This is a genomic window from Pseudomonas sp. MUP55, assembly GCF_034043515.1.
Lineage (GTDB): Bacteria > Pseudomonadota > Gammaproteobacteria > Pseudomonadales > Pseudomonadaceae > Aquipseudomonas.
In genome coordinates, this window is sequence record NZ_CP138214.1 from 3234231 (window position 1) to 3255832 (window position 21602).

17 protein-coding genes are annotated in these 21602 nt (G+C 62.1%); 9 read left to right on the plus strand and 8 right to left on the minus strand.

The genetic code is table 11. The annotated features are described in order from the left end of the window. Nucleotides 1–561: 561 nt before the first annotated feature. The 3 genes from SC318_RS14570 (at nt 562) to SC318_RS14580 (ending at nt 2865) form a co-directional block, all read left to right on the plus strand. Nucleotides 562–870, plus strand: coding sequence for a transposase (locus SC318_RS14570; protein WP_320427350.1), 309 nt, complete (start codon nt 562–564; stop codon nt 868–870). A gap of 8 nt (nt 871–878) precedes the next feature. Beyond that, the gene (locus tag SC318_RS14575) at nt 879–1709 is read left to right on the plus strand and encodes an IS3 family transposase (RefSeq protein WP_320431239.1); all 831 of its coding nucleotides are present in this window, start codon (nt 879–881) and stop codon (nt 1707–1709) included. A 376-nt stretch (nt 1710–2085) separates the two neighbouring features. Further along, nucleotides 2086–2865 (plus strand): TSUP family transporter, encoded by a 780-nt coding sequence (locus SC318_RS14580; protein WP_320427351.1) that lies wholly within the window; start codon nt 2086–2088, stop codon nt 2863–2865. Here the strand turns inward: SC318_RS14580 and nudC are convergent. After that, nucleotides 2833–3666 carry an NAD(+) diphosphatase gene (gene nudC, locus SC318_RS14585; RefSeq protein WP_320427352.1) on the minus strand — a complete coding sequence of 278 codons (834 nt, stop codon included), beginning with the start codon at nt 3664–3666 and terminating at the stop codon, nt 2833–2835. The two genes, SC318_RS14580 and nudC, sit on opposite strands and share 33 nt — an antisense overlap. A 5-nt stretch (nt 3667–3671) precedes the next feature. Beyond that, nucleotides 3672–4484: a crotonase/enoyl-CoA hydratase family protein gene (locus tag SC318_RS14590; protein ID WP_306493238.1), complete on the minus strand. Its 813-nt coding sequence runs from the start codon at nt 4482–4484 to the stop codon at nt 3672–3674. 184 nt (nt 4485–4668) lie between these two features. Between SC318_RS14590 and SC318_RS14595 the strand changes: the two genes are divergently transcribed. The 3 genes from SC318_RS14595 to SC318_RS14605 all read left to right on the plus strand — a co-directional run bounded on the left by SC318_RS14595 (nt 4669) and on the right by SC318_RS14605 (nt 6998). After that, nucleotides 4669–5223: a UPF0149 family protein gene (locus SC318_RS14595; protein WP_320427353.1), complete on the plus strand. Its 555-nt coding sequence runs from the start codon at nt 4669–4671 to the stop codon at nt 5221–5223. 91 nt (nt 5224–5314) lie between these two features. After that, nucleotides 5315–6571 (plus strand): 3-phosphoshikimate 1-carboxyvinyltransferase, encoded by a 1257-nt coding sequence (gene aroA, locus SC318_RS14600; RefSeq protein WP_320427354.1) that lies wholly within the window; start codon nt 5315–5317, stop codon nt 6569–6571. A 37-nt stretch (nt 6572–6608) separates the two neighbouring features. Next, nucleotides 6609–6998: a hypothetical protein gene (locus SC318_RS14605; protein ID WP_320427355.1), complete on the plus strand. Its 390-nt coding sequence runs from the start codon at nt 6609–6611 to the stop codon at nt 6996–6998. Between the two features lies 1 nt (nt 6999). On the opposite strand, the gene SC318_RS14610 is transcribed toward SC318_RS14605, so the two are convergent. Further along, entirely contained in the window at nt 7000–7599 is a 600-nt protein-coding gene (locus SC318_RS14610; protein ID WP_320427356.1) for an NAD(P)H-dependent oxidoreductase, read from the minus strand. Nucleotides 7600–7671: 72 nt separating this feature from the next. Here SC318_RS14610 and SC318_RS14615 point away from each other — a divergent pair, with 72 nt between their 5' ends. Next, nucleotides 7672–8313: a TetR/AcrR family transcriptional regulator gene (locus tag SC318_RS14615; protein WP_320427357.1), complete on the plus strand. Its 642-nt coding sequence runs from the start codon at nt 7672–7674 to the stop codon at nt 8311–8313. 204 nt (nt 8314–8517) lie between these two features. On the opposite strand, the gene SC318_RS14620 is transcribed toward SC318_RS14615, so the two are convergent. Beyond that, nucleotides 8518–9189 (minus strand): GNAT family N-acetyltransferase, encoded by a 672-nt coding sequence (locus SC318_RS14620; RefSeq protein ID WP_320427358.1) that lies wholly within the window; start codon nt 9187–9189, stop codon nt 8518–8520. Between the two features lie 175 nt (nt 9190–9364). On the opposite strand from SC318_RS14620, the gene SC318_RS14625 reads away from it, so the two are divergent. Continuing rightward, nucleotides 9365–10216 carry a CAP domain-containing protein gene (locus SC318_RS14625; RefSeq protein ID WP_320427359.1) on the plus strand — a complete coding sequence of 284 codons (852 nt, stop codon included), beginning with the start codon at nt 9365–9367 and terminating at the stop codon, nt 10214–10216. A 170-nt stretch (nt 10217–10386) separates the two neighbouring features. Beyond that, nucleotides 10387–12591, plus strand: a complete 2205-nt coding sequence (locus SC318_RS14630; RefSeq protein ID WP_320427360.1) for a GAF domain-containing protein — start codon at nt 10387–10389, stop codon at nt 12589–12591. Here SC318_RS14630 and SC318_RS14635 read toward each other — a convergent pair. The 4 genes from SC318_RS14635 to SC318_RS14650 form a co-directional block, all read right to left on the minus strand. Beyond that, complete coding sequence (locus SC318_RS14635; RefSeq protein WP_320427361.1) at nt 12570–13727, minus strand: GGDEF domain-containing protein; 1158 nt, start codon at nt 13725–13727, stop codon at nt 12570–12572. The two genes, SC318_RS14630 and SC318_RS14635, sit on opposite strands and share 22 nt — an antisense overlap. A 52-nt stretch (nt 13728–13779) precedes the next feature. Continuing rightward, nucleotides 13780–16017 (minus strand): 1,4-alpha-glucan branching protein GlgB, encoded by a 2238-nt coding sequence (gene glgB / locus SC318_RS14640; RefSeq protein WP_320427362.1) that lies wholly within the window; start codon nt 16015–16017, stop codon nt 13780–13782. Further along, nucleotides 16014–19361 carry a maltose alpha-D-glucosyltransferase gene (gene treS, locus SC318_RS14645; protein ID WP_320427363.1) on the minus strand — a complete coding sequence of 1116 codons (3348 nt, stop codon included), beginning with the start codon at nt 19359–19361 and terminating at the stop codon, nt 16014–16016. The genes glgB and treS overlap by 4 nt, the downstream gene beginning before the upstream one ends. 138 nt (nt 19362–19499) lie before the next feature. Further along, nucleotides 19500–21488 carry an alpha-1,4-glucan--maltose-1-phosphate maltosyltransferase gene (locus SC318_RS14650; RefSeq protein ID WP_320427364.1) on the minus strand — a complete coding sequence of 663 codons (1989 nt, stop codon included), beginning with the start codon at nt 21486–21488 and terminating at the stop codon, nt 19500–19502. Nucleotides 21489–21602: the final 114 nt, after the last annotated feature.

Sequence of the window (21602 nt, forward strand, 5' to 3'; positions counted from 1 at the left end):
TTGAGCTGACTGACCCAGCGCTATCGGGGGCAAGCCCCCTCCCACATTTGGATTTGCGTACTTCCGGCAGGTCTGCATCGGCACTGGAGTGGATGGGCACCCACAAATAGCCAGACAAACACGATTAAACCTGTGGGAGGGGGCTTGCCCCCGATGACGGTGGGTCAGCAACACTTGAGCTGACTGACCCACCGCTATCGGGGGCAAGCCCCCTCCCACATTTGGATTGGCGCACTTCCGGCAGGTCTGTATCGGCACTGGAGTAGATGGGCACCCACAAATAGCAGACAAACACGATTAAACCTGTGGGAGGGGGCTTGCTCCCGATGACGGTGGGTCAGCAACACTTGAGCTGACTGACCCAGCGCTATCGGGGGCAAGCCCCCTCCCACATTTGGATTTGCGTACTTCCGGCAGGTCTGCATCGGCACTGGGGGGTGGATGGGCACCCACAAATGGCCAGACAAACACGGTTAAACCTGTGGGAGGGGGCTTGAACTGGCCTAATGATCCCGGACACCTCTTAAGGGCGATATGATTCGCCCAATCAGGAGGTTCCGAATGCAACAGCGAAAGACCTATACCCACGAGTTCAAGCAACGTGCTGCAAGCATGGTTCTTGATGATAACTGCTCAGTTCCCGACGTCTGCGCATCGATGGACGTTGGCCCTACGGCTCTGCGCCGCTGGGTTGATCAGGTTCGTAAAGAACGTCACAAAGGGCAGCCAGTGGCAGGTACCAAGGCTATCAGCGACGAACAGCGAGAGCTTCAACAGCTACGAGCCAAGATCAAGCGCCTGGAGACTGAGGCTGAAATCTTAAAAAAGGCTACGGCTCTCTTGATGTCGGATCCCGATCGTTTTTCCTGATCGAGGAACTGAGGGAGTCGAGTTCATATCCGACCAGCCTGCTTTGCAGTGCGCTAGGCGTTTCTCGCAGCGCGTTTTATGACTGGATTAAGCGTCGCTCAGCACCGAATGCCGAGCGTGACGCGCTTAGAGCAAAAGTCGTGCAATTGCATGTCGAAAGCCGGGAAAGTGCAGGCACACGGATGATCTCTCAGCGCCTGAAGGCCCAACAGATCAAGGCGGGAAGGTATTTAGTTGCAAAGCTCATGGCGGAGGCAAATCTGGCCAGCAAACAGCGTCGCCGCCATCAGTATCGCTCTAGAGGCGTCGAAGCATTTGTGGCCAAGAACCTGCTCGAGCGTAACTTCGAGCCAACCGCAATTAATCAGGTCTGGTGCGGCGACGTTACCAGCCTGATGGTTGGGAAACGCTGGTATCACTTGGCAGCGGTGATTGATCTGTTCGCCCGCCGAATCGTTGGCTGGGCGTTTTCTCTGATCAATGACGCCAACCTGGTTAGCAGGGCGCTGAGAATGGCGGTGGAGGTTCGAGGCAAACATGCAGGCTTGATGTTTCATTCAGATCAAGGCTGCCAATACACCAGCCAGCTCTTTCAGTCCGAGCTGCTGGAGCATGGAATAACGCAAAGCATGAGCCGCAGGGGGCAGTGCTGGGACAACGCGCCAACAGAGCGTTTCTTCGGGACGCTCAAATCAGAGTGGGTGCCCACCAAAGGCTATACGACAGTTGAAGAAGCCAAGCAGGATATGACCCGCTTTTTCATGCGATACAACCGAATCAGGCTCCACAGCTACAACAATTACCTGTCGCCAATAGCCATGGAGCAGGAGGCGGCTTGATCACCGTAACCGGTGTCCGGAAAAACTTGACCAGAACAGCTTGCCCCCGATGACGGTGGGTCAGCAACACTTGAGCTGACTGACCCACCGCTATCGGGGGCAAGCCCCCTCCCACATTTGGATTGGCGCACTTCCGGCAGGTCTGTATCGGCACTGGAGTAGATGGGCACCCACAAATAGCAGACAAACACGATTAAACCTGTGGGAGGGGGCTTGCCCCCGATGACGGTGGGTCAGCAACACTTGAGCTGGCTGATCCACCGCTATCGGGGGCAAGCCCCCTCCCACATTGGGTTCTGCTCACTCATTTGGTTTTGCGTACATTCGACGGGTAAGATGGCGGGCTTGTGTGCCCACCCAACAATAAGCCCTGCCCATGCCCTTCGAACTCAGCGTTGACCTGACCACCCTCGCCATTCTCGCCGTCGTGGCGTTTATCGCCGGCTTCATCGACGCCATCGCCGGCGGAGGTGGCCTGCTCACCACCCCTGCCCTGTTGACCGCCGGCATGCCGCCCCACCTGGTGCTGGGTACGAACAAACTCAGCTCGACCTTTGGCTCGGCCACCGCCAGCTTCACCTTCTACCGGCGCAAGCTGTTCCACCCGCGCCAGTGGGTGCATGCCATCGTCGGTACGCTGATCGGCGCGCTGGCCGGCGCCGTGGTCGCGCACTATCTGCCCGCCGAGACCCTGAACAAAATGCTGCCGGTGATCGTGTTCGCCTGCGGCGTGTACCTGCTGTTCGGTGGCACCCCCAAGGCGCCGCTGGACGCCGAGGCGCCGATTAAGAAGAAATGGCAGGCCACCCAGGGCTTTGGCCTGGGTTTCTACGACGGCGTGGCCGGGCCTGGCACCGGCGCGTTCTGGACCGTGAGCACCATGCTGCTGCACCCGATCGATCTGGTGAAGGCCAGCGGCGTGGCGCGCAGCATGAATTTTGTCAGCAACGCGGCGGCGCTGACGGTGTTTATCATCAACGGTTCAGTGGACTGGGTGGTCGGCCTGGCGATGGGGATCTCGGTGATGGGGGGCGCATTCTTTGGCGCACGCAGCGCAATCAGCGGCGGCGCCAAGTTCATTCGCCCGGTGTTCATCACCGTGGTACTCGGTTTGACGGTGCGCTTAGCCTGGCAGCACTGGTTCAGCGTGGCCTAGGCGACGGGCCACATAGAGGTCGATCAGGTAGCGCGCAATCGAGCGTGATGCCGGCAACGGCGGCAGGTCGTGGATGCTGAACCACTGCGCGTCTTCGATCTCGTCGGCCTGGGGCACGATATCGCCACTGGCATACTCGGCATGAAAGCCCAGCATCATCGAATGGGGGAACGGCCAGCACTGGCTGCCCATGTACTGCAGGTTCTTCACCTCGACCTGCACTTCCTCGCGCACTTCACGGATCAGGCAGTCTTCGGCCGACTCACCCGGCTCGGCAAAGCCGGCCAGGGTGCTATAGACCCCGCTGACAAACCGTGGCGAACGCGCCAGCAGAATTTCATCGCCTCGGGTCACCAGCACGATCATGCTCGGTGAAATCCGCGGGTAACTGCGCAGGTCGCACGCCTGGCAGTACATCGCCCGCTCCCGTGGCACCTGGACCATGGCCTGGCCGCAACTGCCGCAGAACCGGTGCTCGCGTGCCCAAGTACCAATTTGCGCGGCGTAGCCCAGCACTTTGTACAGGGTGTGATCGCCTTGCAGCATAAAGCCGCGCAGGCCTTGCCAACTGCAGCCGGGCACTTGGCCTGCGCCGTCGACTTCCAGCAGGTACACCGGCTCGCCATCGAGGTGCCCGATGCCGTGTTCGGCGAACACCGACAGGTCCTGGCGCTTGAGCCACTCCCGAGGGAACAGCGGCCCGTTGGCATCATGCAAAAAGCCATCGCGGCCGCGGGCAACCGCCCAGCCGCCGGTGGCGTCGTTGTCCAGCAGCGTTGTGGTAATCCAGCCTGAGGTCATATCGATCAATCCACGAATTCGGGAGCCTGTTTGCTCATATGGGCCGCGATGGCCACACGCAAGTCGTTGGATTGCAACATAGCCGAGTTCCAGGTGGCAACGTATTCCAGGCCATCATTGATGGTGTGGTCGCGCATATAGCTGATCATGGCCTTGGTGCCGGTCACGGCAATCGGCGACTTGGCGGCGATTTCATGGGCAATGGCCATGACGCCGGCCAACAGGCTGGCCTGGTCGGCAAACACCCGATTGACCAGGCCGATGCTGCGCGCTTCTTCGGCGCCGAACTGTCGGCCGGTGTAGGCCAGTTCACGCAGCATACCGTCGCCGACGATGCGCGGCAGGCGTTGCAGGGTGCCGACGTCGGCGGCCATGCCAATGTCGATTTCCTTGATCGAGAACTGCGCGTCCTCGGCGGCGTAGCGCATGTCACAGGCGCTGATCAGGTCGATCGCGCCGCCGATGCAATAGCCCTGGATCGCCGCCAGAACCGGCTTGCGGCAGTTGTCGACCGCATTGAACGAGGCTTGCAGTTCGAGGATCTTGCGCCGCAGCAGGCGCGCATTGCGGCCCACGTCCTTGCCCAGCTCAGTGGCCACCGAGGCCAGCAGCATCAAGTCGATGCCGGAGGAAAAGTGCTTGCCGGCACCGCTGAGCACCACCGCGCGCACGGCATCGGTGTCGTCGACCCACTGGAAGATGTCGATGATTTCGCTCCAGAACGCCGCGTTCATCGCGTTGATCTTTTCCGGACGATTGATCTGCACATGGGCAACGTTGCCGCTGAGTTCGACGACGAAAGCTTGGTATTCGGACATGGCAGTGATCCCTGACTGGCGAGTGATGAGGCCCGAACTATAACAAGGGTCAGCGACGGCGCATCGGCCAAAAGCGGGACTCGCGGCCGGGATGGAAAAGACGCTGGATAAAACCCGGCACACACGCCATCCTTCGCCCTTTAAGCCGCCTGACTCGCGGCGTTCGACGTTTAAAGGATCTGCCATGCACGCCCAGCCTCTCACCATCGCCGAGTTCGACCTGATCGAAGAAACCCTGCTCAAGTACGGCGACGACCATTCGGTGCTCAACGTCGCCGAACTCGACGGCTACTTCATCGCGCTGGTGTCCAGCCCGACGCAGGTGGACATCGCCGAGTGGTTCCCGGCCATCTGGGGCGGGCAGAACCCGGCCTGGGAAAGCGCTGAGGAGGCCGGGGCGTTCCTGGACCTGTGCGTGCGCCACCTGAACACGCTGGCGGCGCAACTGGCCGGTGATGCCCGGGGTTTCAAGGCGCGCTTCGATGAGAAGGAACATCAGGGCCAACCCGTGACTCTCGCGGAAGAATGGTGTTTCGGCTACATCCGTGGCGCCGCCATCGCCAACTGGCCGCCATTGCCCACCGAACTGGCCACTCAGTTCGAGAAAATCTCCTGGTGCGCCGAGCAGGATAACTTCGAATTGCCGGCAGACCTGGATGTGCGGGCACACCAGCAACGGGTCGGCGAAATCGAACCGGCGGCGCGGGCGCTGCATGATTACTGGCTGAGCAAGCGCTAAATCTCGACAAGCACCGCACCTTTGGCCGATTATTCGGGTCCGCCCCGTCGGCCACTCCACGCCACCTCGCCTTGATCAGGAGCCTTGTCCCTTGAGTTCGCAGAAAACCGTGACCGTTACACCGCCCAACTTTCCTCTCAATGGCAAGGTCGCGCCGCCCGGCTCCAAATCCATTACCAACCGCGCCCTGCTGCTGGCGGCCCTGGCCAAGGGCACCAGCCGCTTGAGCGGCGCGCTCAAGAGCGACGACACCCGTCATATGTCAGTAGCCCTGCGGCAGATGGGCGTGACCATCGACGAGCCGGACGACACCACCTTCGTGGTCACCGGCCAAGGCAAACTGCAATTGCCGGCGCAGCCGCTGTTCCTCGGCAATGCCGGCACCGCCATGCGCTTTCTCACCGCCGCCGTGGCCACCGTGCAGGGCACCGTGGTGCTGGACGGCGACGATTACATGCAAAAGCGTCCAATCGGGCCACTGCTCGCCACCCTCGGCCAGAATGGCATCCAGGTCGACAGCCCGACCGGCTGCCCACCGGTGACCGTGCACGGCGTGGGCAAGGTGCAGGCCAAGCGTTTCGAGATCGATGGCGGCTTGTCCAGCCAGTACGTCTCGGCGCTGCTGATGCTCGCGGCATGCGGCGAGGCTCCCATTGAAGTCGCCTTGACCGGCAAGGACATCGGCGCCCGTGGCTATGTGGACCTGACGCTGGACTGCATGCGCGCCTTCGGCGCCCAAGTGCAAGCCGTCGACGACACCACCTGGCGCGTGGCCCCCACCGGTTACACCGCCCATGATTACCTGATCGAACCCGATGCCTCCGCAGCCACCTACCTGTGGGCCGCCGAGGTATTGACCGGGGGCCGCATCGACATCGGTGTCGCCGCCCAGGACTTCACCCAGCCGGACGCCAAGGCCCAGGCGGTGATCGCCCAGTTCCCGAACATGCAGGCCACGGTGGTGGGCTCGCAGATGCAGGACGCCATTCCGACCCTGGCGGTGCTCGCCGCCTTCAACAATACCCCGGTGCGCTTCACGGAACTGGCCAACCTGCGGGTCAAGGAATGTGATCGCGTTCAGGCGCTGCACGACGGTCTCAACGAAATCCGTCCGGGCCTGGCGACCATCGAGGGCGACGATCTGCTGGTGGCAGCCGACCCGGCGCTGGCCGGCACGGCGTGCAACGCATTGATCGATACCCATGCCGACCACCGCATCGCCATGTGTTTTGCCCTGGCCGGGCTGAAGATCTCGGGCATTCGTATTCAAGACCCCGACTGCGTGGCCAAGACCTATCCGGGTTACTGGAAGGCCCTGGGCAGCCTGGGCGTCGCGCTCAGCTACTAAGCAAGGCGCCAGCGCCGGTTACGGGAGGGCTTGCACATTGACCATTCGCCAACCCTGCCCACCCGGCGTCTGCGACTGCGAGCGCGAACGATTGCTGGAGGCCCCCGGCGCCGACTTGCGCATCCTGCACCTGACACGCCAGGAAGAAAAACGCCTGCTCGAGCGCCTGGAAAACCTCAAGAGCCTGCAGGACCTGGAGCATATGCAGCAGCGGATGTACGAGCAATTGGGCATCCGCCTGCATATCGCGCCGGGCCACACCGAGGTCAAGAGCATGCGCGGGATCCAGATCGTCATCGACGAACTGCCAGGCCTGTGTCGCAAGACCCGGCAGTCGATTCCGGCGGCGATTCGTCGGGGCATGGAAAAACAACCGGAAATTGCCTACCGCTTGCTCGATGCCCACGACCTGTTTCGCGACGCTTGACTCATCCTGCAACCGTCTCGCGCTCGAACAGGCCCTGCCCCACCGCCCTGGCCCTGTGCAGATGCGCCTGGGCAGTCTCGCTTTCCGACTCCAGCAAAAGCTCCGAGGTCAGCACCTGCGCTCCGCAGTAGTCAAAGATCCCGTAATCGATCTGCGTGCGCATGGCTGCGGCATAACCGTGTCGGTCGAAGGCGCTTGCATCCGCGCCGCCCAGGGCCAGCAGATGCACTTTGAGGTGGCGCAACTTCTTGGTCACCGGCGTATCTGGGCCGTAGTCGATTGCCCAGCCGTTGACAAAGACGCGGTCGATCCAGCCCTTGAGCAGCGCCGGCATTGACCACCAGTAGATCGGAAACACCAATACCAAGGCATCGGCGCGCTCGATGCGTGCCTGTTCGGCCAGCACATCCGCTGGCGGCGTTTCGCGGTTTCGGTGTACGCGGTGATCGGCGGCGCAATAGCGAGGGTCGAAGCCTTCGGCCGCCAGGTCGCCCAGTTCAAACGTGTGGCCGCAGGCAACCAGGCCGGCGCCGACGTGCTCGGCCACGCTGCGGGTAAGGGATTGCGGGTCGTGATGCGCGACAACGATGAGTGCATGCATGACATTGACTCCTTTTAGGCTTAAGCTACTTTTAGTAAGTTAACGCCCTTAAGTTACTTTTGGTATATAAGCATGTCAAGCGAACACTCCCCTGCCCCACGTCGGCGCCTTTCCCGCGAGGAACGCCTGCAGCAATTATTGGAGACAGCCTGGCAACTGGTGCGCGAAGAAGGCACCGACGCCCTGACCCTGGGCCGTCTGGCGGAGCTGGCCGGGGTGACGAAACCGGTGGTCTACGACCATTTCGTCACCCGTTCGGGCTTGTTGGCCGCGCTGTACGAGGACTTCGACGGGCGCCAGAACCAAGTGTTTGTCGACGCCATCGAAGCCAGTAGCGCGACGCTTGAAGCGCGTGCGTGGGTGATCGCTGAGTCCTATGTGGATTGCGTGTTGCTGCAGGGTCGCGAAATTCCGGGGGTGACGGCGGCACTCAGTGGATCGCCGGAGCTGGAAGCCCTCAAGCGCAAGTACGAGGCGATTTTCCTCGACAAATGCCGCTACGCCCTTGCGCCCTTCGCACCAGGTGGCAGGCTTTCCCAAGCAGGGCTGCGCGCCATGCTGGGTGCGGCCGAGGCCTTGTCCCACGCAGCAGCCAACGGGGAAATCAGCCGCGAAGAAGCGCAGCAGGAATTGCTGGAAACCATCCTGGCGATGGTCAGGCGCGGTGCATGTGGGAGGGATCCTGCTCCCGATAGCAGTGGTTCAGTCAATTAATAGTGGCCTGACACACCGCCATCGGGGGCAAGCCCCCTCCCACATTTGGATCTGGGCAGGCTCAAGACTGCATCAAACCTTAACGTTTCACCTGGCTGGCGGCCGCATGCGACATCTGCAACACCACAAAACCAATGTGGGAGGGGGCTTGCCCCCGATAGCGGCGGTGCAGTCAATTCATAGATGACTGACCCACCGCCGTGCTCAGCCCAAGCGTGCGTCTACAAACCGCTGCACCTTGCGCGTCAGTTGATCCAGGTGCCGGTCGCGCTGCTTTTCCGCGTCCACCATCGCCCGCTTACCGTGCTTTTGCAGCAGGTAGGTATGAATCTGCCGCACTTCCAGCGAGCTGTAGATAGCCGCCACGTCCAGCACACCCATCAAGCCATCGGTGCCGTAGTCCCGCGTATTCATCAGCACCTGGGTACCACGCGCGCCACGGACCTTGAAGCCCATGGCTTCGAACGCCGGAACCTTCTCCACCGCGCACGCCAGCTCTGCATGGGGATAGCGCGCAAGCACGTCGCCCAACATCGCCCGGGCCACACCCTGGCGCCTGAAACCGGCGTGCACGGCCATGAATGCGACGCCACAGGCGTGGGGGTCATCCTTCACCGGCAGATACAGGCAGAAGCCAACCACTGTCTCGTCCTGCATCGCCACCACCAGTTCAACGGCGATGCCCTTCGATCCGTCCAGTGCCTCCAGGTACAGGTGCACCTCATAACCGATGGCGTACTGATAAATGTTGTAGAGCAGGTTGCTGGACGCCAACGCCACGCTGCTGATGTCGGTGAGGTTGTCGACCACCAGCTGCAGGATCTGGCTGTTGACCGGCTCGGGGCACGGCGTGGTGTAGCGGGTAAGGCTGTACATGCACATTCCTGGTTTTCTACGTCAAGGCAGCGGCGATTGTACCTGTTGCGCGCCGTGTAACCGGGTTCTCACCCGCAGACACTCAACAATTGCGCAAAAAAAGTTCGGACCAACGGGTGCATGCATGCACCTGGATCGCGCATCATGGGCACTTTCAAGCTCAAGGGTAACGTCCATGCGCGTTCTGTCATTGATGATGGGTCTTACGACGCTGGCCGCCAGTACGGTGTTCTGCGCCAGCGCGATGGCGAATGAAGAAAGTCAGTTGGTACAACAGATCAACCAATACCGCAGCCAGGTGCAGCGCTGCGGCGACCAGGGTTCCCAGGAGCTGCCACCGCTGAGCAGTGATGCACGGCTGGTGCTGCCGGCCTCCAATGCCGGCGATTTGCAGCAGTCCCTGGCGCGGGCCGCGTACCCCATGGTCAACGTGCAGGCTATCAGCCTGTCCGGGCCCAAGGATGCCGAGGCCGCCATGAAAGCGGTGCGTGAAAGTTTCTGTCGCGTGGTACTCGACCCGCAGTTCGTCGATATCGGCGTCAGCAACAGCGGCCAGGACTGGCGCATCGTGCTCGCCCGCCCGCTGCTGACCAGCGGCCTGGGCGACTGGCAGACCGAAGGCCGCAAACTGCTCGACCTGATCAACGCCGCCCGCGCCCAGCCGCGCCAGTGCGGCACCGAAGCGTTCACGGCGACCACGCCGCTGTCGTGGAACGACGACCTGGCCGGCGCCGCCAACAGCCACACCCGCAACATGGCCAACGGCAACTTTTTCGACCACCTGGACCACGACGGGCGCACCCCCGGTGACCGCGCCGAGCTGGCCGGCTACATCGCCAAGAACATCGGCGAGAACATCGCCGCCGGCCTCGATACCCCACGCAAGGTACTCGACGGTTGGCTCGCCAGCCCCGGCCACTGCGCCAACCTGATGAACCCGCAATTTCGCGAGTTGGGCGCGGCCTACGCGATGGACCCCAAAAGCGATGCGGGCATTTACTGGACGGGGCTGTTCGGCACCCAATAGGTTGGGCGCCGGCCCAGGCCGGCGGCCACCCGCGCCGCCAAATGGACGGTGAAATCAAAGTGCTATCTAGGAGATAATCGCGCTGAACCGATCCAGGTCATTCCGGTCTTTTGTTTGTCAGTCTGACCTCTTCAAGGCTTAACAAGCGTAGCGAACAAGGTGTGAACCCAATGATGAACTGGCTGCAAGGCAGCAGCGAAATGGCTGAGCGGGTTCGTCGGCATGATTGGTCCAATACGCCCCTGGGGCCGCTGGAACACTGGCCCGACGTGCTCAAGACAACCGTTGCGCTGTGCTTCGCCTCCAGCTTTCCCCAGGCCATAGTCTGGGGGCCGCAGCTGATTACTCTCTACAACGATGCATTCGTGCCGATCCTGGGCAACAAGCCCGACGCCCTCGGCCGCCCGTTCAACGAGGTATGGCATGAGGTCTGGGATGACATCCGTCCTATCGCCGACACCGCGTTCGCCGGGCATGCCACCTATATCGAAAATTTTCCGCTGTTGATCCAGCGTAACGAGGCACCTGAACAGGCGTATTTCACCTTTTGCTACAGCCCGATCCGCGATGCACAAGGCAGGGTGGTCGGGTTGCTCGATACGGTGACCGAAACCACCGCCACCGTGTTCCTCGCCCGGCGCCTGGAAGTATTGGACGCCATCGGCAGCAGCGTCGCCACCGCCACCGATGCCGAAGACATCATGACTTCGACCACCCGCCTGGTGGCAGAACACCTGCAGGTGTCGATTTGCGCCTACGCCGACATGGAAGACGATCAGGACGGTTTTACCATTCGCGGTGACTGGTCGGCGCAAGGTTCGCCAAGCATCATCGGCCATTACAGCCTGGCCGCGTTCGGTGAGCGCGCCGTGACCTGCCTGCGCGCCGGCGAGCCGCTGGTAGTGTGCAACAACCTGCTCGAACTGCCGCCCCATGAAGCAGCCACCTTCCAGGCACTCGGTGTCACCGCGACCATTTGCATGCCGCTGATCAAAGACGGACGCCTCACCGCCTTGATGGCCGTGCACGACAGACAGCCCCGCTACTGGTCCTCCTATGACCTGGCACTGTTGGGCGAAGTCACCGAACGCTGCTGGGCGCATATCGAACGCGTACGCGCCGATGCCGCGGTGCGTGAAGGGCTGGCGGCCTACACCGAGCTCAATGCAACCCTGGAACAGCGCGTGGAAGAACGCACCCGTGCCCTCGCCCAGGCTGAAGCCGCGCTGCGTCAGTCGCAAAAGCTCGAGGCCATCGGCCAACTCACCGGCGGCGTCGCCCACGATTTCAATAACCTGCTGACAATCATCCGCTCATCCGTGGACTTCCTGCGCCAACCGGGGCTGTCGGAAGAGCGCCGGCAACGCTACATGGGCGCGGTGTCCGATACCGTCGAGCGGGCCAGCAAGCTCACCAGCCAATTGCTCGCCTTTGCCCGTCGCCAGCCGTTGAATCCGCAGGTCTTCGATGTCAGCCAACGGGTGCAGAACATCGCCGACATGCTCGAAAGCGTCACCGGCGCACGCATTCACGTGCAGGTGCAATTGCCTGACCAGCCCTGCTATGCGCGCATCGACCCCAGCCAGTTCGAAACCGCCCTGATCAACATCGCCCTCAATGCGCGCGATGCGATGGATGGCCAGGGCACCCTGAGCATCAAGGTAGCCGCGCAGCAGCCTCTGCCGCGCATCCGCGGGGATGCCGAGTCGCACCTGCCCTACATCAGCATTGCCCTGGCCGACACCGGCATCGGGATCCCCGGCGACACCTTCGAACGTATTTTCGAGCCTTTCTTCACCACCAAGGCCGTCGGCAAGGGCACCGGGCTGGGCTTGTCCCAGGTATTTGGCTTTGCCAAGCAATCGGGCGGCAATATCGATGTGGCCAGTACCCTCGGGCAAGGCACGGTGTTCACCCTGTACCTGCCGCAAGTCGAAGGCGAAGCCGCGCCGCAGCAGGAAGAACACGAGGATCTTCCAGCACCGCTGGATGTTGCCCAATTGCATGTCCTGATCGTGGAGGACAACCTGGAGGTGGGACGCTTCGCCAGCCAGATCCTCAAGGACCTGGGTTACCAGACCACCTGGGCCACCAATGCCGAGCAAGCCCTTACGCTGGCCGGCAAAGACGCCGAGGCCTTCGACGCGATTTTCTCGGATGTGGTAATGCCAGGCATGACCGGCGTCGCCATGGCCAAGCTGCTGCGCCAGCGCCGTGCGGACCTGCCGGTGGTACTCGTGTCGGGTTACAGCGAAGAATTGGCGGACAGCGGCTATGAAGGCTTTGAGTTCCTCGCCAAGCCCTACTCCGCCGAACAGGTCGCCCGCGCATTGGCCAAGGCCATGACCAAAGATCAGCCCGCCACGGCCACCTGATTGCGGCCACGCGCCTTGGCCTGATACAGCGCCTGGTCGGCGCTGTCCATCAACACGTAAAGGTCCAGCGCCTGGGCATGGGTCGAGGCCAGACCCAGGCTGGCGCTCAGCCCCTGCACCGGGCCGGCCTTCAGTTCGCCGATGGCCTGGACCAGTTGCGCTGCGAGGCGGCGCGCAGTCTCCAGCGACGTGTTGGGCAGCAGGATCGCAAACTCTTCGCCGCCAAGACGACCGTACACATCCACCTGACGGAACCCGGCGCTGATCACGCCGCCGATCTGGCGCAACACCTGATCGCCGACCTGGTGGCCGTAGGTGTCATTGATGCTTTTGAAGTGATCCATGTCCAGCATCAGCGCGCACAACGGCTGCTGTTCGCGGCGGCACTGGGCGTGCAGCAGCTGGGCGCGTTCGAAAAACGCACGACGGTTCATCAACCCGGTCAATTCATCGGTCTGCGCGGCATGGGTTGAAATGGCGTGAGCGCGCTCCATTTGCCGCGTCAGGCGAAAGGCTTTTTCCAAAGCGTCGGAGAGTTTGCGCGTGGCACCCACCACAAAGGACGAGAACACCAATACCGCCAGCGCCACGCCCACCTGCATCGGTGACGGCTGGAACAGCAGCCACAGGGTACAGGGCAACAGCACCAGGTACATGGACACCAGCGACATGTAGCGATAGGCCGAATAGCACGACACCGCACTCACCGACATGCCCACGGCAAACAGCATGACCAGCACCTGGGACACCCGGTCATCGACCGGCATCACCGCCAGCGCGCCGCCTCCCCAGATGCCCGCCGACAGCATCAGTGTCAGCCAATAACGACGCTCCCAGCGTGCAGGCGTGCGCTCGCTGTCCGGGCAGCGGAACCATTCGACGAACAGCTGCAGGCGCACCAGCGACGAGCCCGCCAGCAGCACCAGCCATATCAGGATGGTCGAGTGATCGAAGCGGTCCCAGCACAGCCAGCAGAGCATGACCGCGCCCAGGTAGCTGCCAAGGATGGCCGGAAACGATTGGCGAAACAGCTGGTGCAAACGGTCTGTTCGCACCTGCTCCTCGATAACGCGGTCCGGGTCTTGCCCAAGGCTGTTCATGCGCGTCGCCTGCTTGGCTGCCGACAAAGGCGCCATTGTGGCACCCTGCCAGCAGCGCGGACAACCGCCGCCGGCGCGCTACCGCGTTTTAACCCGCCTCAGGCCGCAGAATCAGCACCCCCAACGGCGGCAGGTTCAACGACAGGGATACCGGCTGCCCATGGCGCGGTTCATCCAGGGTCTGCACCGCGCCGCCATTACCGTAGTTGGACCCGGCATACATGTCGGCGTCACTGTTGATCACCTCGCTCCAGCGCCCGGCAAACGGTACGCCGACGGCGTACGCCTCACGCGGCACCGGGGTGAAGTTGGCGACCACCAGCACCGGCTTGCCGTCCTTGCTCCAGCGCAGCCAGGCATAGACGCTGTTGATCGCGTCGTCGCCAATCAGCCACTGGAAGCCCTGAGGCGCATCATCCTGCTCATGCAGCGCCGGTTCCTCGCGGTACAGGCGGTTCAAGTCGCCCACCAGCTTCTGCACCCCACGGTGCTCGGGGTATTGCAGCAGGTACCAGTCCAGTTGCTGGTCGTGGTTCCACTCCCGCCATTGGCCGAATTCGCAGCCCATGAACAGCAGCTTCTTGCCCGGGTGCATCCACATGAAGCTCAGGTAGGCACGCAGGTTGGCGAATTTCTGCCAGCGGTCGCCGGGCATCTTGTCGATCAGCGAGTGCTTGCCGTGCACCACTTCATCATGGGAAATCGGCAGGATAAACCGCTCGGACCAGGCGTACACCAGGCCAAAACTCAGCTCGTTGTGGTGATGGGCGCGGTACACCGGGTCTTGCTGGATGTAATGCAGCGAGTCATGCATCCAGCCCATGTTCCACTTGTAGTTAAAGCCCAGGCCACCTTGCTGGGTGCTTTGGCTGACGCCCGGCCACGCCGTGGATTCCTCGGCGATCACCAGGGCACCCGGCGCCTCCAGGGCTACCACGTCGTTCAAGTGGCGCAGAAACTCGATGGCTTCCAGGTTCTCGCGGCCACCGTGACGGTTGGGCACCCACTCGCCGGCTTTGCGCGAGTAGTCGCGGTACAGCATCGACGCCACCGCATCCACGCGCAGGCCGTCGACGTGAAAGTGCTTGAGCCAGTGCAACGCCGAGGCGAGCATGAAACCGTGCACTTCGGTGCGGCCCAGGTTGTAGATCAGCGTGTCCCAATCCTGGTGGAAACCTTCCAGCGGGTTGGCGTATTCGTACAACGCGGTACCGTCGAATTGCGCCAGGCCGTGGGTGTCGGTCGGGAAATGCGCCGGTACCCAGTCGAGGATCACGCCAATATCGGCCTGATGGCAGGCGTTGACGAAATACGCGAAATCTTCCGGCGAGCCAAAACGTGCACTCGGCGCGAACTGCGACAAGGCTTGATAGCCCCAGGAACCGCCGAAGGGGTGCTCCATGATCGGCATCAGCTCGATGTGCGTGAAGCCCAGTTGCTGCACGTAGGGAATCAGGCGCTCGGCCAGTTCGCGCCAACCGTACTGGCGCGCCACTTCGCCGGCCTCGTCGAGTTCGCATTGCCAGGAACCGACGTGCAACTCATAGATCGACAGCGGCGCGGTGGATTTCTGCTTGTCACCGCGCGCCTGCATCCACTCATGGTCCTGCCAGTCCACCTGCAACGGCGCGGCAACCTTCGAAGCGGTGTCCGGCGGCAGTTGGGTGGCCAGGGCGACCGGGTCGGCCTTGAGCGGCAGGATCCCATGGGCGCCGAGAATTTCGTACTTGTAGGCCGCGCCCGGTTGCAGGCGCGGAATAAAGATCTCCCACACGCCCGACGGATGACGCAAGCGCATCGGATGCCGGCGACCGTCCCAGACGTTGAAGTCGCCCACCACCGACACCCGTCGGGCATTCGGTGCCCAGACGGCAAAGCGCACGCCCTGCACACCGTCCACCGTGGTCACCTGAGCGCCCAGGCAATTGCCCAGGTCGCGGTGGTTGCCTTCGGCAAACAGGTACAGGTCCATTTCCCCCAGCAGCAATTGGCTGAAGCTGTAAGGGTCTTCGGTGATCTGCTCACCGCCGGCCCACTGGATCTTCAACAGGTAATTCTGGCGCGTGCCGAAGTGCCCCACGAACAGCCCCGGCACCTGGGTGGCGTCGAGGCTGCCGATCGGCTCGCCACTGTCACGTGCCAGCACCTGGACGCTCAGCGCTTCGGGCAGGAACGCGCGGATAAATTGCCCGCCCTGCTCGTCGTCGTGCGGCCCAAGGACCGAGAATGGATCGTGGTGCTCGGCGCGCACCAGCGCGTCGACGTCCTTGGACGCCGGCATTGCAGTCAACTTGGGCTGCAGCGGTTCTCTATGCGTAAAACTCATGACGTCTCCCCACCGCGTGCAGTTTTCGATTCAGGTGTAAGCCCGCTGAGCAAACCGTGCAGCCCTTGCAAGGGCACCGGCAACCAGCTCGGGCGATTTTCCGCTTCGTAGGCCACTTCATACGCGGCCTTCTCCAGGCTGAATAATGTCAGCGCAGCACCCTGGCCGTTGGCATCCTGCCAGTCATGCGCCAGTGTAGCCGTCGCTGCCTGATAAGCCTGGGTAAATGCCTGGCGGGCTTCACTCAGGTAACGCTCGGTCACGCGTCGACGGGCGGCATCCGCTTCCGGCGAATGGTCAACTGCTTGTACATTCAGCGCCATGGCCGCCGCGTAATCGAAGGAGCGCAACACACCGCTCACATCCTTGTACGGGCTGTGCTTGCCGCGCCGTTCATGCAGCGGACGCGCCGGTTCACCTTCAAAGTCGATCAAATAGGCATCGCCCTTGACCACCAATACCTGGCCCAGGTGCAAGTCACCGTGGACGCGAATTCGCAACCCGCCCTGCGTGGCTTTCGCCAACGCCTTGACGTGCGCGCCGATGGCTTTTTCCTGCGCCAGTAGTTCACTGACCAGCGCCTGATCGGCGGGGTTCAACTGGCTTTGATTTAGTTTGAGCAACTGCAAGGCCCGCTGGATCTGCGCGCCCACATCCTTGGCCCAGGCCTGGGTGTCCTTGACTGAGGTCACTTCGGGCTTGAAGTCCGTGTTCTGGGTGGGTGCACCCAACACCACATGCATCTCACCCAGACGCTGGCCGAGCAGGCCGGCAAAGTCGGCCAGTTCGCCCAGGGCGTTGTAATGCTGTTCCTGTTCGGAGATCGCTTCGGCCAGTTCGTCGCGAATCGCGCGTTCGAGGTTGTTCTGGGTCCAGCTCCAGGCATCGCCCTGGTTGCTCAGATAGCCCTGGGCGATCATCAGCAGGTTGTCCTCGCCCTGGGCGTCGCGCCGGCTCATCGACCCCATCAGCGGAGAAATATTCGGGTAAGCGGCTTCGGTGAGGTAGGCGCTCATTTCCAGCTCCGGGTGCACCCCGGTGCTGACTTTGCGGATCAGCTTGAGCACCAGGCTCTCGCCCACGACCACCGAACTGTTGGACTGCTCGGCAGACAGGTAGCGCACCGGCGCTTCGTCCGTCAGTTGCAAGGCGGCCAAATGCGGGGTTGCCTCAAAGCGCAAATCACCCTCGCTGCAGTTGAGCACGGTGCCGGCCTGCAGGTTCTGGATCACCGCACGCACGAAGGGCTCAAGGCTGAACGCGTCGGTCACCAGCCCAACCTGGCGGCTGCGGCGTACACGGGCCATTGCCAGTTGCTGGGGCAAGGCCGTGGTGAGTTGGTCTTCGCCGAGGAAACCGAAGGGCAGCTGATAACGGCTGGTCTGCCCTGCGCTGGTGACGTCGATTTCGCTGAGCAGCACAGGGTGCTGCGGGTCGCCGAAGCGCACGCCGTAGGCGATTTTCACGCTGTCGATCGTGGCGTCTTTACCCGCGAACCAACGGCGCTTGGGCAGCCAGGCCGGCAGCGAAGTGTGTTCCAGGGTCGTGCGGCAAGGCTCTTCCAATAATTCTTCCATACGTTTTTTCAACACCAATGTCGTGAAGTCAGGAATGCTCTGGGCCGGTTCCACATGCCAGCTGGGCATCTGGTTTTCCGCGGCCAGCACAAACCAATAAAAGCCATAGGGCGCCAGGGTCAGCAGGAAATTGAGCTGGCCAATAGGCGGGAACGCGTTACCGCCCAGCATCTCCACCGGCACCATGCCGGCAAAGCCCGACAGGTCCAGCTCTGCGGCCTGGGCGCTGCGCGACACGTTGGCCACGCACAGGATGATTTCGGTGTGGCCGTCTTCTGCGGTGTATTCGCGGGTATACGCGAGGATGCGGCGATTGGCGGGCGAGAGCATTTTCAGGCTGCCACGGCCGAACGCCTTGGATTGCTTGCGCACCGCGAGCATGCGCCGCGTCCAGTTGAGCAGTGAATGCGGGTCCTGGGCCTGGGTCTCGACGTTGACCGACTGATAGCCGTATTGCGCGTCCATGATCGGCGGCAACACCAGGCTGGCCGGGTCGGCGCGGGAGAAACCGCCGTTGCGGTCGATGGACCACTGCATCGGCGTGCGCACGCCGTCGCGGTCGCCCAGGTAAATATTGTCGCCCATGCCGATTTCGTCGCCGTAGTAGAGGGTCGGCGTGCCGGGCATCGACAGCAACAGGCTGTTGAGCAATTCGACGCGGCGCCGGTCACGCTCCATCAGCGGCGCCAGGCGGCGCCGAATGCCCAGGTTGATACGCGCGCGGCGGTCGGCGGCGTAGTAGTTCCACAGGTAATCGCGCTCTTTGTCGGTGACCATTTCCAGGGTCAGTTCATCGTGGTTGCGCAGGAAGATCGCCCACTGGCAATTGGCCGGGATTTCCGGGGTCTGGCGCAGGATGTCAGTGATGGGAAAGCGATCTTCCTGAGCCAGCGCCATGTACATGCGCGGCATCAACGGGAAGTGGAAAGCCATATGGCATTCATCGCCGTCGTCACCTTTGCGTTCGCCGAAGTAGAGCTGGGTGTCTTCCGGCCATTGGTTGGCTTCGGCCAGTAACATGCGGTCCGGGTAATGCGCGTCGATTTCGGCGCGAATCTGCTTGAGCACGTCGTGGGTTTCGGCAAGGTTCTCGTTGTTGGTGCCGTCACGCTCGATCAGGTAGGGAATCGCATCCAGGCGCAGGCCGTCGATGCCCAGGTCGAGCCAGTAGCGCATCACCGACAGCACCGCTTTCATCACCTGCGGGTTGTCGAAGTTGAGGTCGGGCTGGTGCGAATAGAAGCGGTGCCAGAAGTACTGGCCGGCCACGGGGTCCCAGGTCCAGTTGGACTTCTCGGTGTCGAGGAAGATGATCCGCGTGCCGTCGTATTTCTGGTCATCATCGGACCAGACATAGAAGTCTCGCGCCGCCGATCCCGGCTTGGCCTTGCGCGCGCGCTGGAACCAGGGGTGCTGGTCGGAGGTGTGGTTGATTACCAGCTCGGTGATCACCCGCAGCCCGCGTTTGTGCGCCTCGGCGATGAAGCGCCTGGCGTCGGCCATGGTCCCGTAGTCGCTGTGCACGCCACGGTATTCGGCGATGTCGTAGCCGTCGTCGCGGCGTGGCGATGGGTAGAACGGCAGCAGCCAGATGGTGTTCACGCCAAGGTCGGCGATGTAGTCGAGCTTGGCGATCAGCCCGGGAAAGTCACCAATGCCGTCGTTGTTGGAGTCGAAATAGGATTTGACGTGCACCTGGTAAATCACCGCGTCCTTGTACCAGAGCGGGTCTTTGATAAAGGTGGCTGCCTTGGGTTTTTTCGCCATTGGAAACTCCTGGAATGCTGAAATGTGATCAGTGTGGGAGGGGGCTTGCCCCCGATGCGGTAGATCAGTCACCTCATTTATCAACTGAAACACCGCTATCGGGGGCAAGCCCCCTCCCACATTTGATCTCCACTGGGTTCAGGAAGCGGTAATCCGCCAGATCCCAAACGGCATCTGCGGCTCCAGGCGTGTCCATTGGGTCTTGCCATACCAGGTCCAGCGATGGCCATTCATCAAGTCTTCGCCCTGGGTCTGGGCGTCGTCCGGCAAGCCCATCTCCCATAGCGGCAATTCGAAGTGCGCTTCCTGGGCGTTGTGCGGGTCGAGGTTGATGGCCACCAGCACGAAATTGCTGCCGTCCTCGCTGCGCTTGCCGAAGTACAGGATGTTGTCGTTCCAGGCGTTGTAGAGCTTGAGTCCCAGATGCGTCTGCAACGCCGGGTTCTGCCGGCGGATGCGGTTGAGCTGGGCGATCTCGGCAATGATGTTGCCGGGCGCGGTGAAATCGCGGGGGCGAATCTCGTATTTCTCCGAGTCCAGGTATTCCTCTTTGCCCGGCACTGGCGCCGACTCGCACAGCTCGAAGCCCGAGTACATGCCCCACAAGCCCGAGCCCATGGTGGCCAACGCGGCGCGAATCAGAAAACCCGCACGACCGGATTCATGCAAGAAGGCTGGGTTGATGTCCGGCGTATTGACGAAGAAATTCGGGCGGTAGCATTCGCGCCACGGCGACTGGTTCAACTGGGTGAAATACTCACTCAGCTCGGCCTTGGTGTTACGCCAGGTGAAATAGGTGTAGCTCTGGGAATAACCGACTTTACCCAAGCGCGCCATCATGGCCGGGGTGGTAAAGGCTTCGGCCAGGAAGATCACCTCCGGGTACTGGGCACGCACGTCGCTGATCAACCACTGCCAGAACGGCAGCGGCTTGGTGTGGGGATTATCGACGCGAAAGGTCTTCACGCCCTCTTCCACCCAGCCCACGACGATGTCACGCAGTTCGACCCACAGACTTGGGATCGCATCCGCCGCATAAAAGTCGACGTTGACGATGTCCTGGTACTTCTTCGGCGGGTTCTCCGCGTATTTGATCGTGCCGTCCGGGCGCCAGTTGAACCAGCCCGGATGCTGCTTGAGCCACGGATGGTCCTGGGAGCACTGGATGGCAAAGTCCAGGGCGATTTCCAGGCCGTGGTCGGCGGCGGCCTTGACCAGGCGACGGAAATCCTCGCGGCTTCCCAGTTGCGGGTGGATCGCCTCGTGCCCGCCCTCCTCGCTGCCAATCGCGTAGGGGCTGCCGGGATCATCGGGGCCTGCGGTCAGGGAGTTGTTCTTGCCCTTGCGGTGGCTGCGCCCGATCGGATGGATCGGCGGGAAGTACAGCACGTCAAAGCCCATGTCATGGATCATCGAAAGGCGTGAGTGCACATCGTTGAACGTGCCATGGCGGGCCGGATCGTCGGTAATCGAGCGGGGAAACAGCTCGTACCAGCTGGCGAACTGGGCGCGCTCGCGTTCCACGTCAATCGGGTAGACGGTGCTGACGCTCAAATAGGCGCGGTGGTCCGCCTGGGTCATCAGGTGTGCACTGTCTTCGTGCAGAAACTGCGCGACCTGCTCGGTTTCCAGCAAGCCGGAGAGTTCGTGGTGCAGCAGCATCAGGCGGTCGCGCAGTTCGTTGTCACTGCGCTCGGCGGCCTGCAGCACCAGGCTGCGGCCTTCCTGCAGTTCCAGGCTGACGGGCACCCCGGCTTCGTGTTTTTTGCGCAATTCATAGCAGAAGCTGGCGAAGGTATCGATCCAGGCCTCGATGCAAAACTCATGGGGCCCCTGGGTGGTGACGGTAAACGCGCCTTCCCAGCCGTTATTGCCCACATCAGTCATGACCACGCTGTGCCAATGTTCCTGCCCAAGCGGGCGCCAGCGCACCAGCACCGCCAGCTTGTCGTGGCCATCGGCGAACACTTTACTGGTCACATTGACCCGCTGACCGACCACTGCCTTGACGGCAAACTCACCGCCGTCGATCACAGGCATGGTGCTTTCAATCGCGATCCTGGGTAACAGCAGTGCTTGGGACAACGGCAACGAAGCGTGTTCTGGTACCCGTGTTTCAGCAGTCATCGAGCCTATTCCCCTTACGCCCAGTGGACGCTCTGTGCTTGATCCGAATTCGGTGATGGCAGCGCGCTTGAAGCGCAGATCCGTATTAGGTCCGAGCCCGGGCTGCGGTTAAAA

Bases quoted from the DNA above. Each gene is read 5' to 3' on its own strand.
- SC318_RS14620 (WP_320427358.1), bottom strand. From the start codon at position 9,189: ATGTACAGCCTTACCCGCTACACCACGCCGTGCCCCGAGCCGGTCAAC.
- SC318_RS14590 (WP_306493238.1), bottom strand. From the start codon at position 4,484: ATGTCCGAATACCAAGCTTTCGTCGTCGAACTCAGCGGCAACGTTGCC.
- SC318_RS14635 (WP_320427361.1), bottom strand. From the start codon at position 13,727: ATGGCGCCTTTGTCGGCAGCCAAGCAGGCGACGCGCATGAACAGCCTT.
- SC318_RS14610 (WP_320427356.1), bottom strand. From the start codon at position 7,599: ATGCATGCACTCATCGTTGTCGCGCATCACGACCCGCAATCCCTTACC.
- nudC (WP_320427352.1), bottom strand. From the start codon at position 3,666: ATGACCTCAGGCTGGATTACCACAACGCTGCTGGACAACGACGCCACC.
- SC318_RS14625 (WP_320427359.1), top strand. From the start codon at position 9,365: ATGCGCGTTCTGTCATTGATGATGGGTCTTACGACGCTGGCCGCCAGT.
- SC318_RS14650 (WP_320427364.1), bottom strand. From the start codon at position 21,488: ATGACTGCTGAAACACGGGTACCAGAACACGCTTCGTTGCCGTTGTCC.
- SC318_RS14595 (WP_320427353.1), top strand. From the start codon at position 4,669: ATGCACGCCCAGCCTCTCACCATCGCCGAGTTCGACCTGATCGAAGAA.
- SC318_RS14580 (WP_320427351.1), top strand. From the start codon at position 2,086: ATGCCCTTCGAACTCAGCGTTGACCTGACCACCCTCGCCATTCTCGCC.
- SC318_RS14615 (WP_320427357.1), top strand. From the start codon at position 7,672: ATGTCAAGCGAACACTCCCCTGCCCCACGTCGGCGCCTTTCCCGCGAG.
- glgB (WP_320427362.1), bottom strand. From the start codon at position 16,017: ATGAGTTTTACGCATAGAGAACCGCTGCAGCCCAAGTTGACTGCAATG.
- treS (WP_320427363.1), bottom strand. From the start codon at position 19,361: ATGGCGAAAAAACCCAAGGCAGCCACCTTTATCAAAGACCCGCTCTGG.
- SC318_RS14630 (WP_320427360.1), top strand. From the start codon at position 10,387: ATGATGAACTGGCTGCAAGGCAGCAGCGAAATGGCTGAGCGGGTTCGT.
- SC318_RS14570 (WP_320427350.1), top strand. From the start codon at position 562: ATGCAACAGCGAAAGACCTATACCCACGAGTTCAAGCAACGTGCTGCA.